The following is an 11038-nucleotide window of genomic DNA, read 5'->3' as shown; positions in this document are numbered from 1 at the left end:
GCCGTGACGCTGCACGGGAAGCGATTCTCCACCGAATTCGCCGTGACCGACGAACAGCGTGAGCTGGGCCTGATGAACCGGAAGGCCATGGATGCCGACCACAGCATGCTGTTCGTCTTCACCGACGACGAACCGCGGGCCTTCTGGATGAAGAACACCCTCATCCCGCTCGACATCCTCTATTTCGACAAGGACCGCAAGCTCGTCTCGATGCAGCTGAACGCCCAGCCCTGCAAGGCCGACCCCTGCGGGATCTACCCCAGCGACGGTAGCGCGCGCTACGTCCTGGAGCTGAACGCCGGCACGGCGGGCAGGCTCGGGCTCAAGGTGGGCGATCCGCTGACCATCGAGGGCGACGTCGGCACGGTCAGGTAAGGCTCCGGCGCCAGGCGGTGCTCGCACGGCACGCCCACGTGATAGGGAACCAGCGAGGCCGGGTCCAGCCCGGCCAGTTCGTCCCATTGGTCGTCGAAGGGAATGAAACGCTGCATGTCGGCTTCCTCCACGAAAAGGCTCGCGTTGCGCGGCCCTGGAACCATGGAAGCAGACATCTGTGCCTTGCGGCGGGCGGAATGGGGCGAAACGCTGTCAGCCCCATCCCCTGACGCTATCGGTGCGACTCAGTCCATCTCGACCATTTCGAAGTCGTCCTTGGTCACGCCACAGTCCGGGCAGGTCCAGGTATCCGGGATATCCTCCCAGCGCGTACCCGGCTCGATGCCTTCGTCCGGCAAGCCCAGGGCTTCGTCGTAGATGAAGCCGCAGACGACGCACATCCATTTGCGAAGGGTGGTTTCGGTGTTCTGGCTCATGGTCACGCGTACTGTGGTCTGACGGGAAGTCCTTCATTCTGTCACCCCCCGACGCGCCGGCGCCACCGCCACGCCTTCACGCCTACAGAGAAAGCCATGACAACCCTCCTCAGAACGCGACTCCAGGGCAAGGGCGTCTACGCCATCACCGACGGCCCCCGCGACGACCTCTTCGCCGCCGTCGAGGCGGCCCTCGCCGGTGGCGCACGCATCCTCCAATACCGCGACAAGACCACGGACGCCGAACGCCGACGCGCCGAGGCCGACGAGCTGTCGCGCCTGTGCGCCCTCCACGACGCCGTTTTCGTCGTCAACGACGACGTCGCCCTGGCGAAAGCCACCGGCGGCGGCGTCCACCTGGGCCGGGAGGACGTCTCCATCGCCGAGGCCCGCGCCGAACTCGGCGCGGAGGCGATCGTCGGCGTGTCCTGCTACGGATCGGTAGAGCGCGCGCGCCAACTCGCCGCCGAAGGCGCCGATTACCTGGCCTTCGGCGCGATGTATCCCTCGACCACCAAACCGCACGCCCCCGTGGCGTCGCACGACGTGTTGACGCAGGTGAAGGCCCTGGGCCTTCCGGTCGTGGCGATCGGCGGCCTGACCCCGGACAATGCCGGGGTCGTGATCGACGCGGGTGCCGACTACCTCGCCGTCGTCTCCGCGATCTTCGCGGCCGACGATATCCAGACGGCCACGCGCCGCTTCGCCGACCTTTTCGACCCTCGTCCCGGAATCCTTCGATGACCAGCAACCAGGAACTCTTCGCCCGCGCCCGCCAGCTGCTGCCCGGCGGCGTGAACTCGCCGGTGCGCGCCTTCAAGTCGGTGGGCGGCGAACCCTTCTTCACGGCGCGTGCCGATGGCGCTTACCTGTGGGACGTCGAAGGCAAGCGTTACATCGACTACGTGGGCTCATGGGGACCGATGATCGTCGGCCATAACCATCCCGCCGTGCGCGAAGCGGTCGAACGCGCCGTGCGCGACGGATTGTCGTTCGGCACACCCTGCGCCGCCGAGGTCACCATGGCCGAAGCCATCGTCGAGCTCGTGCCGTCGGTGGAGATGGTGCGCATGGTCAACTCGGGCACCGAAGCGACGATGTCGGCCATCCGCCTGGCCCGTGGCGCCACCGGCCGCTCGAAGATCGTGAAGTTCGAGGGCTGCTACCACGGCCACGGCGACAGCTTCCTGGTGAAGGCCGGTTCGGGCGCGCTCACGTTCGGCGTGCCCACGTCCCCCGGCGTGCCCAAGGCCGCCGCCGACCTCACGCTCACCCTGCCCTATAACGATATCGACGCTGCCCGGGCGCTCTTCGCCGAACACGGCGCGGACATCGCCGGACTCATCATCGAGCCGGTCGCGGGCAACATGAACTGCATCCCGCCGAAGGACGGTTACCTCCAGGCCCTGCGTGAGTTGTGCACGGCACATGGCGCGCTGCTGATCTTCGACGAGGTGATGACCGGTTTTCGCGTCGCCCTCGGCGGAGCGCAGGCGCACTACGGCATCACGCCCGACCTCACCTGCTTCGGCAAGATCATCGGCGGCGGCATGCCGGTGGGCGCTTACGGCGGTCGCCGCGACCTGATGGAACAGGTGGCGCCCGCGGGACCGATCTACCAGGCGGGCACGTTGTCGGGCAATCCCGTGGCGATGGCCGCGGGCCTGGCCATGCTCGAACTGATCCAGGCCCCGGGTTTCCACGACGACCTGGCCGCGCGCACGGTCCGGCTGACCGATGGCATCGCCGCGGCGGCGAAGAGGCACGGCATTCCCTTCAGCGTGAATCGCGTAGGAGGAATGTTCGGGTTGTTCTTCACCGCGAACACGGTGGAGAGCTATGCACAGGCGACCGCCGCCGACGTGTCGGCGTTCAACCGGTTCTTCCACGGGATGCTGGAGCGCGGCGTGTACCTCGCGCCGTCAGCGTTCGAGGCAGGTTTCGTGTCCAGCGCGCATTCGGATGGGGTGCTGGATGACACGATTGCCGCGGCGGACGCGGTGTTCGCCACGCTGGGAGCGTAATCGCCCACGTCGGCCGGTGCCGCACGCCCCGGCCTGCGCCGGGGCGACGGACCTCGAACGCTATCGGTGCGTCAGGCCACCTTGGCCTGTCCCGCCACGAACTCGGCGAGCGTCGCGTGCAGGCGGTCGAGACCCTCGGCCACCTCCTCGTCGGTGATGTTGAGCGGCGGCACGAAGCGCAGCACGTCCGGGCCGGCCTGGAGCATCAGCAGGCCGTGGGCCGCGGCGATATCGAGGATTTCACCCGCCCGTCCGGCGTAGGCCGGCGCCAGCACGGCGCCCAGCATCAGGCCGCGGCCACGCACCTCGGAGAACAGGTGGAACTCGTGGTTGCACTTGTCCAGGCCCTTGCGGATGTCGTTGCCCTGGCGCTCCACGTTGAGCAGGATCTCCGGCGAGGAAATCTTGCGCAACGCCACGCGCGCCACGGCGGCGGCCATCGGATTGCCGCCGAACGTGGTGCCGTGGGCGCCGAACTGCATCACCTGGGCCACCTTGGGCCCCGCCAGCATGGCGCCGATCGGAAAGCCCGCACCCAGCGCCTTGGCCACCGTGACGATGTCGGGGGTGACGTGGTCATGCGCATGGGCGAACAGCGTGCCGGTGCGGCCCATGCCGCTCTGGATCTCGTCGAGCACCATCAGCGCATCGTGTTCGTCGCACAGCTCGCGCACGGCTTTGAGGAAACCCGGCGCGGCAGGCATCACCCCGCCCTCGCCCTGCACCGGCTCGAGCATGACGGCGGCCACGCCGCCCTGGGCGAAGGCATCTTCCAGCGCGGCCACGTCGTTGAACGGCACGTAGCGGAATCCGCCCGGAAGCGGCTCGTAGCCTTCCTGGTACTTGGGCTGCGCGGTGGCCGTCACCGCCGCGAGGCTGCGGCCGTGGAACGAGCCCTTGAAGGTGACGATGACGCGGTTTTCGGGCGCGCGCCCCTGCGCGGCGGCCCACTTGCGCACCAGCTTGATCGCGGCCTCGTTGGCCTCGGTGCCGGAATTGCAGAGGAACACGCGTTCGGCGAACGGCGCGTGCCCGACCAGTTCCTCGGCCAGACGCAACGGGGGCTCGGTGTAGAACACGTTGCTGGCGTGCCAGAGCTTGTGCGCCTGGGCGACCAGCGCCTCCACCAGATCGGGGTCCTGGTGGCCCAGCGCGTTCACGGCGATGCCGGCGCCGAAGTCGACGTAGTCGCGGCCTTCGGTATCCCACACGCGAGCGCCCTTGCCGTGGTCGAGCACCACGTCGCGGGGACGATAGACGGGCAGCCAATAGCGCTTGCCCAGGCCGATGAGGTCGGAGGGATCGACAGGATGCGACGACGACATTGCAACGACTCCGGGCCTCGGCCGCAGCGCCGGAACCCAAGCTTGGGGACGGATGGAATCGCACGGTACGGTCTGCGGTCCGACATCGATCCGGGCCCGCGCGAGCGCGGGATGCCCATCGTATAAGGCCGGAGGGGCGCCGACAACGCGCCTGTAGCGCCCGTGCAACGCTTGATTAACCGCCGCTACAGCGCCGAACGGCTCCCCGCGCTCCGTCCGCGGCCGAAAACCCTTGGGAATCAGTGCCCGCATCGCCGTGGCACGGCGATTGCTCCTTGCTTGGCGAGGCTCCCCGCCAGTGGTGTTCGTTCCTTTCGGCGACCCTGCCAAGCCGGACGGGCGAATGGGAACTCCCGGTCCCCCGAGGGCCGGGAGTTTCTCTCGCGGCGGCGGGCCCGCGGTTATCGGAGCTGGTCGATGGCCAGTTGGTGTTTCTTGCAGAGGCGGTAGACCGTGACCCTCGAGACGCGCAGGCGCCGGGCGCATTCGCTGATGTTGAAGGCGCTGGCCCGCAGGCAATCCATGATGGCTTCGCGCTCGGCCGACGTGCGCGCGCTGCCCAGGCTGTCGCGATCGGCGCCACGTGTCTCGGCATTGAGCTCGAGGTCGTCGGGCGTGATGAGCGCATCGTCCGCGACCACCGCCGCTCGCTGCACGCGATTCATCAGTTCGCGTACGTTGCCCGGCCAGGAAAACGCGTTCATCGCCTGCCGCGCCGCGCTGCTGAACGCACGCGCGCGGGTGCCGTAGTTTTCGCGGAAGGCATCCAGGAAATGCTGGGCCAGCAGATCCACGTCGCCGGTGCGCTCCCTGAGCGGCGGCATGCGCAGGCGAAGCACGTTCAGGCGGTAGAACAGGTCTTCGCGAAAGCGTCCCTGGGCCACGGCTTTTTCCAGGTCCACGTGCGTGGCGGCGAGCACGCGCACGTCCACCTTGATCGACTGGCAGCTGCCGATACGCTCGATCGTGCCTTCCTGCAGCACGCGCAAGAGGTTGGTCTGGGCTTCGAGCGGCAGGTCGCCGATCTCGTCGAGGAACACGGTGCCGCCGTCCGCCGATTCGAAATGACCGATGCGGCGCGATGCGGCACCGGTGAACGAGCCCCGTTCGTGGCCGAACAATTCCGACTGCACGAGGTTGGCCGGCAACGCGCCGCAGTTGATCGCCGCGAACGGCTTGTCGCGACGCGGGGACAGTTGATGCAGCGCGCGGGCGGCCATTTCCTTGCCCGTGCCCGTTTCGCCGGTAATGAGCAGGGGCAGTTCCACGGGCGCGAACTTGCGCAGGTTCTGCGACAGCGTGCGAATCGCCGGGCTGCTGCCGGTCAGCAGCGACGGCGGTTCGTCGTCGATCTCCACGTCGTCGCCGGGCACGCGGCGCAATGCCTGGCGCAAGGCCCCCAGCGGCGCATTGCCCTCGATGACGTGGAACGCCTGCGGCAACAGTCGCCGCAGGGCATCGTCATCCGTCGATCCGCGGGTGCCCGTGAGGCCGATCCAGGCGAGGTCGGGATGGTTTTCCTTCAGTTCGAAGAGTATGCGCGCGGCGGGTTCGGTGGCCGCGCGCAGGTCGAGTACGGCGATGGCGCGGTGACCGCAGTCGGGCAAGCCGCCGCCATCGCGGGCCGGATCGGCCACCACCGTTCGCCAGCCGGCCCGGATGAGACCGAAGTGCTCTTCGACGCTCGGCCTGCCCACCCACACGACGCAACGCCCTGACGTTTCCCCGCGAGACATGCCCGTTCCTCATCTGTGTCTGTGGCCTGCCGCGGCCTTCGCGGGTGATCCGGACCCGCCACCGACACCCCCTGCCGTCGGCAAGCCCCACGCTCCACCGCCTTTGTTCCAGCGATGGCGACTGGATGGGACGTTATAACGGCTTGCCGAAAGCGGCCATACGCCAAACGGGCTAACCCGTCGTCCTAACCGGCGGCGTCAGAGAAACAGATCCGGCAACAAGTCCTGCGAGGGGTCCATCGCGTAGCCGGAAAAGTCGCGCACGCCGGCATCGTGAAGCACGTCTTCATCGATGAAGAAACGTCCGGTGAATTCACGTGAAGGCTTCGTGAGAATCGCATGTGCCGCGTCGGCGACGATCTCGGGACGCCGGCAACGCGTCGGGTCCACGCCGTCGATCATGGCGATAGCTGCCGTGGCGATGATCGTCTTCGGCCATAGCGCGTTCACCGCGACGCCGAACGGCTCGAACTCCGGCGCCATGCCCAGCACGCAATGACTCATGCCGAACTTGGCGATGGTGTAGGCCACGTGAGGCGCATACCAGCGCGGATCGACGCTCGGCGGCGGCGAGAGCATGAGCACGTGCGGATTGTCCGCACGCTTCAACCACGGCAGGCAGGCCTGCGTCACCATGAAGGTGCCGCGCGTGTTCACCTCGTGCATGAGGTCGAAACGCTTCATCGGCGTGCCTTCGGTGCCGGCCAGCCATATGGCGCTGGCGTTGTTCACCAGGATATCGATGCCGCCGAAACGCTCGGCGGCCGTGGCGACGGCCATGCGGACTTCGGCTTCGTCGCGGATGTCCACCTTGAGCGCCAGCGCGACGCCACCGGCGGCTTCGACCGCCGCGGCGGCGGTGTGGATCGTGCCGGGTAGTTTCGGATTGGGCACGCCGCTCTTGGCCGCGATCACCACGTTGGCGCCGTCGCGCGCCGCGCGCACCGCGATGGCCAGGCCGATGCCGCGCGAGGCTCCGGTGATGAACAGCGTCTTTCCCGCGAGCGATGCCATGGGAGCCTCAGCCGCGCTGGAAACGCGGAAGGATGTCGCGCAACTCGGCCAGGCGCTGCAGCGGATCGTCGAGTTCGAGCATGTGCTGGCACTCCTCCGGGTCGAGCGGCAAGAGCTCGCAGAGGCGGAAGCCCACCCAGCTCGCATCGTCGGCGCGCGCCGCCACGTCATGGCGCCACGCGGGCATCATCTGCTCGGCCAGCCGCTCGAGGATCGTGGCGAGCAGGCCGAATTCGGCGGGCACGGGGAGGGTTTCCTCGGTGGTCCAGGTGGCGATGTCGCCTCTCACCTGGCCATCCGAACGCACCCGGGTGCGCAGCACGCGGAAGCGCAGCCCGCCCTGGGCCACGATGCCAAGCAGGCCGTCTTCGCGGGTGTGGAAATCGGTGATGGTGGCCAGCGTGCCCACGGCGGCCGGGATGGCCGGCTGTCCGGCCTCGCGCCCCTCGAGGATCATGCACACGCCGAAAGGCCGCCCCGTGCGCGCGCATTCGCGCACCAGGTCGAGATAACGCGGCTCGAAGATGCGCAACTGGAGATGACCGTCCGGGAAGAGGACGTTCGAGAGCGGAAAGAGCGGCAGGTCGTGCGCGGGCGTGGTCGCGGCCATGCCCGTCAGTCTAACCCGCGTCGAGCGCGGCAAAGAAGCGCCGCGGCGCGTTTTCGAAACCGCCGTTGGACATGAACACCACATGGTCGCCGTCGCGGGCCTCGTCCGCGAGCGTGGCGACCAGCGCGTCCACCGACGGCACGGCGACGCCGTGCCCGTGAAGTGCGCCGATGACCTTGGCCGCATCCCACGGCAGCTCCGGACGTTGCAGGAACACCACGCGATCGGCATCGGCCAGCGAGGGCGCCAGCGCATCGGCGTGCGCGCCCAGGCGCATCGAATTGGAGCGGGGCTCCAGCGCCACGAGGATGCGCGACGCACCCACCTTCGCGCGAAGCCCCGCCAGGGTGGTGGCGATGGCCGTCGGATGATGGGCGAAATCGTCGTAGACCGTGACGCCCCGCGCGCTGCCGATCACTTCCATGCGGCGCCGCGCGCTGGCGAAATCCGCAAAGGCCGGCAACAGGGCCACCGGATCGGCCCCGGCGGCGTTCGCCGCCGCCAGCGCGGCGAGCGCATTCATCACGTTGTGCCGGCCCAGGGCGTTCCAGCGGATCTCGCCGAGCACGGTGCCGCCCTTCGACACGCGGAAATGCGAACCGTCGGCCGCGACGAGTTCGGCGCGCCAGTCGCCCGCGTCGATGCCGAAGGTCTCCACCGGCGTCCACGCGCCCATCGCCAGCACCTCGGCCAGATAAGGATCTTCCGCGTTGACGATGAGCCGGCCGTTACCGGGCACCGTGCGCACGAGGTGGTGGAACTGGCGCTGGATCGCGGCCACGTCGGGAAAGATGTCGGCGTGGTCGTATTCGAGGTTGTTGAGGATGGCGATGCGCGGCCGGTAATGGACGAACTTCGAGCGCTTGTCGAAGAAGGCCGAGTCGTATTCGTCGGCCTCGATGACGAAGGGCCTGCCTTCGCCACGCCGCGCGGACACGTCGAAATTGCCGGGCACGCCGCCGATGAGGAAGCCGGGCGACTGCCCCGCCCTTTCGAGCAGGTGGGCCAGCAGGCTCGTGGTGGTGGTCTTGCCGTGGGTGCCGGCCACGGCCAGCACCTCGCGGCCGCCGAGCAGGGTCTCGCCCAGCCATTGCGGACCGGAGACGTAGCGCATGCCCTCGTCGAGCATGTATTCCACCGCCGGATTACCGCGCGACATGGCATTGCCCACCACGACCAGGTCGGGCGCCGGTTGCAGGTGCTTCGCCTCGTAACCCTGCATCAGCTGGATGCCCAGGCGCTCGAGCTGGGTACTCATGGGCGGGTAGACGTTGGCGTCGGAGCCCTCCACCGTGAGGCCCAACTCGCGCGCGAGCGCGGCCACGCCGCCCATGAAGGTGCCGGAGATACCGAGGATATGGACGCGCATGGCTGGGGCTCGAGACGCCGGAACGGCGAAAGGCCCGCCAGGGACGGCGGGCCGGTGGGATCAGGCGCTGGCGGCGACCGCGTCGTTGAGCGCGGCCTTGATGCGGGCGGTGACGTCGGCGAGTTCGCCCACGCCGTCCACCACCTTGAGCTTGCCGCGCTTGGCGTAGAACTCGGCCACGGGAGCCGTCTGGTCGGCGTAGATGGCCAGGCGCTTCTTGACCGTCTCGGGGTTGTCGTCCGGGCGGTGCTCCTTCTCGAAACGCACCACGCAGCGATCGACGATGGCCTCGTTGGGCACCTCGAGCTTGATCACGACGTCGAGCGGCTGGCCGATGCGCGCCAGCACCTCGTCGAGCGCCGCGGCCTGGGCGAGGTTGCGCGGATAGCCGTCGAGGATGAAACCCGGCTTGGCGTCGGGCTGGCTCAGGCGATCTTCGATGATGCCCAGCATGATGTCGTCGGACAGCAGCTGGCCGGCGTCCATGATCGCCTTGGCCTTCTTGCCCAGTTCGGATTCCGCCTTGATCTCGGCGCGCAGGAGATCGCCGGTGGAGATGTGCGGAATGCCCAGGTCCGCCTTGAGGACGGCCGCCTGGGTGCCCTTGCCCGAACCGGGGGCGCCGAATAGCACGAGTCGCATGGATGCTCCGTTTTCGTCGGGCGGGAGTCCTAGGAATCGCCGCCGGACACAAGAAAATGGGTCTCAAGGTACTGGCAGGGGGGCGCGTCGTCAAACGCCCGTTACATGGGCGTGGCAAGGCGCCGCAGCCGTTGAGCCCGCGCCGACGCGGCACGCGCTACGCTGGGGCCACTCCCACGAAGAAGGAAGCGCAGCATGGCCGCCGGCAAGATCCTCTACGCCCAGTCGGGCGGCGTGTCCGCCGTCATCAACGCCACCGCCGCCGGCGTGATCGAAACGGCGCGGGATAAGGGCATGGTGGTTTACGCCGCCCGCAACGGCATCCTCGGCGCGCTGCGCGAGGAACTGATCGACACCACCAAGGAAGCCAAGGCCTCCATCGCGGCGCTGAGGCATACGCCGGGCGGCGCGTTCGGCTCCTGCCGCTACAAGCTGAAGTCGCTGGAAGAGAATCGTGCCGAATACGAGCGCCTCATCGAGGTGTTCCGCGCGCACGACATCCGCACCTTCCTCTACAACGGCGGCAACGATTCGGCCGACACGGCCAACAAGGTCTCGAAGATCGGCCACGCGTTGGGCTACGAGGTGAACTGCATCGGCGTGCCGAAGACCATCGACAACGACCTGGTGGTCACCGACACCTGCCCCGGCTTCGGCTCGGTGGCGAAGTACACCGCGATATCCGTGCGCGAGGCCAGCCTCGACGTGGCGTCGATGGCCGATACCTCGACCAAGGTGTTCGTCATCGAGGTGATGGGCCGCCATGCCGGCTGGATCGCCGCGGCCGCCGGCCTCGCCGGCAACAAGGCGGGCGATCCGCCGCACGTGATCCTCTTTCCCGAAAACGTGTTCGATGCCGAAACCTTCCTCGCCCGCGTGCAGGCCACCGTCGAGAAGGTGGGCTACTGCACCGTGGTGGCTTCCGAAGGCGTGAAGGATGCCGACGGCCGCTTCCTCGCCGAATCCGGCGCGCACGACGCGTTCGGCCACGCGCAGCTCGGCGGCGTGGCGCCCGTGCTGGTGGCGCTGGTGCGCGAGAAGCTCGGCTACAAATGCCACTGGGCCCTGCCCGACTATCTTCAGCGCTCCGCGCGACACGTCGCCTCGAAGACCGACGTCGACCAGGCTTACGCGGTGGGCAAGAAAGCGGTCGAATACGCGGCCGAAGGCCTCAACGCCGTGATGCCGGTGATCGTGCGCAAGTCCGACGAGCCGTACAAGTGGACCATCGAGGCCGCGCCGCTGGACAAGATCGCCAACCACGAGAAGAAGATGCCGAAGAGCTTCATGTCGAAGGACGGATTCGGCATTACGTCCGCGGCCCGGAAGTACCTCGCGCCGTTGATCCAGGGCGAGGTGCCGCCGCCTTACGGCGAGGACGGGCTGCCGGTGTACGTGACGCTGAAGAACGCTTCGGTGCCGAAGAAGTTGAAGAAGTTCAAGGTGGGGTGAGCCGCTACCCGGGTTCGCCGATGCGATCGGCTCCCACCCCTTCGGTAGGCCGGG

At 68.1% G+C, this 11038-nt stretch carries 11 protein-coding genes (1 of these 11 running past the window's edge); 4 read left to right on the top strand and 7 right to left on the bottom strand.

The window, feature by feature from the left end; translation table 11 throughout:
• On the top strand, nucleotides 1-375 hold the 3' portion of the coding sequence (locus L2Y94_RS02945; RefSeq protein ID WP_247373029.1) for a DUF192 domain-containing protein. Its footprint begins 72 nt before the window's first position; the window shows 375 of its 447 coding nt (coding positions 73-447); the start codon falls outside the window, past its left edge; its stop codon occupies nucleotides 373-375.
• A gap of 245 nt (nucleotides 376-620) precedes the next feature.
• Here the strand turns inward: L2Y94_RS02945 and L2Y94_RS02940 are convergent, their stop codons facing one another.
• The gene (locus L2Y94_RS02940) at nucleotides 621-812 is read right to left on the bottom strand and encodes a rubredoxin (protein WP_144913470.1); all 192 of its coding nucleotides are present in this window, start codon (nucleotides 810-812) and stop codon (nucleotides 621-623) included.
• 96 nt (nucleotides 813-908) lie between these two features.
• Between L2Y94_RS02940 and thiE the strand changes: the two genes are divergently transcribed.
• Nucleotides 909-1556 carry a thiamine phosphate synthase gene (thiE, locus tag L2Y94_RS02935; RefSeq protein ID WP_247373028.1) on the top strand — a complete coding sequence of 216 codons (648 nt, stop codon included), beginning with the start codon at nucleotides 909-911 and terminating at the stop codon, nucleotides 1554-1556.
• The gene (gene hemL, locus L2Y94_RS02930; RefSeq protein WP_247373027.1) at nucleotides 1553-2836 is read left to right on the top strand and encodes a glutamate-1-semialdehyde 2,1-aminomutase; all 1284 of its coding nucleotides are present in this window, start codon (nucleotides 1553-1555) and stop codon (nucleotides 2834-2836) included. The genes thiE and hemL overlap by 4 nt, the downstream gene beginning before the upstream one ends.
• A 71-nt stretch (nucleotides 2837-2907) precedes the next feature.
• On the opposite strand, the gene L2Y94_RS02925 is transcribed toward hemL, so the two are convergent.
• From L2Y94_RS02925 to L2Y94_RS02900, 6 genes are all read right to left on the bottom strand, one after another.
• Nucleotides 2908-4161: an acetylornithine/succinylornithine family transaminase gene (locus L2Y94_RS02925; RefSeq protein WP_247373026.1), complete on the bottom strand. Its 1254-nt coding sequence runs from the start codon at nucleotides 4159-4161 to the stop codon at nucleotides 2908-2910.
• 401 nt (nucleotides 4162-4562) lie between these two features.
• Nucleotides 4563-5897 carry a sigma-54 interaction domain-containing protein gene (locus L2Y94_RS02920; protein WP_247373025.1) on the bottom strand — a complete coding sequence of 445 codons (1335 nt, stop codon included), beginning with the start codon at nucleotides 5895-5897 and terminating at the stop codon, nucleotides 4563-4565.
• A 198-nt stretch (nucleotides 5898-6095) separates the two neighbouring features.
• Nucleotides 6096-6911 (bottom strand): SDR family oxidoreductase, encoded by an 816-nt coding sequence (locus L2Y94_RS02915; protein ID WP_247373023.1) that lies wholly within the window; start codon nucleotides 6909-6911, stop codon nucleotides 6096-6098.
• A 7-nt stretch (nucleotides 6912-6918) separates the two neighbouring features.
• Entirely contained in the window at nucleotides 6919-7521 is a 603-nt protein-coding gene (locus L2Y94_RS02910; RefSeq protein WP_247373021.1) for an LON peptidase substrate-binding domain-containing protein, read from the bottom strand.
• 10 nt (nucleotides 7522-7531) lie between these two features.
• On the bottom strand, nucleotides 7532-8890 hold the full coding sequence (gene mpl, locus L2Y94_RS02905) for a UDP-N-acetylmuramate:L-alanyl-gamma-D-glutamyl-meso-diaminopimelate ligase (protein WP_247373020.1): 1359 nt from the start codon (nucleotides 8888-8890) through the stop codon (nucleotides 7532-7534).
• 60 nt (nucleotides 8891-8950) lie between these two features.
• Nucleotides 8951-9532 (bottom strand): adenylate kinase, encoded by a 582-nt coding sequence (locus tag L2Y94_RS02900; RefSeq protein ID WP_144913450.1) that lies wholly within the window; start codon nucleotides 9530-9532, stop codon nucleotides 8951-8953.
• A 195-nt stretch (nucleotides 9533-9727) separates the two neighbouring features.
• Between L2Y94_RS02900 and L2Y94_RS02895 the strand changes: the two genes are divergently transcribed.
• Complete coding sequence (locus tag L2Y94_RS02895) at nucleotides 9728-10984, top strand: 6-phosphofructokinase (protein ID WP_247373018.1); 1257 nt, start codon at nucleotides 9728-9730, stop codon at nucleotides 10982-10984.
• Nucleotides 10985-11038 lie beyond the last annotated feature (54 nt).

The sequence above is a fragment of the Luteibacter aegosomatis genome (genome assembly GCF_023078455.1).
GTDB classification, from domain to species: domain Bacteria; phylum Pseudomonadota; class Gammaproteobacteria; order Xanthomonadales; family Rhodanobacteraceae; genus Luteibacter; species Luteibacter aegosomatis.
The sequence above is the reverse complement of the archived record's forward strand: the minus strand, read 5'-3'. Positions and strand labels throughout refer to the sequence as shown.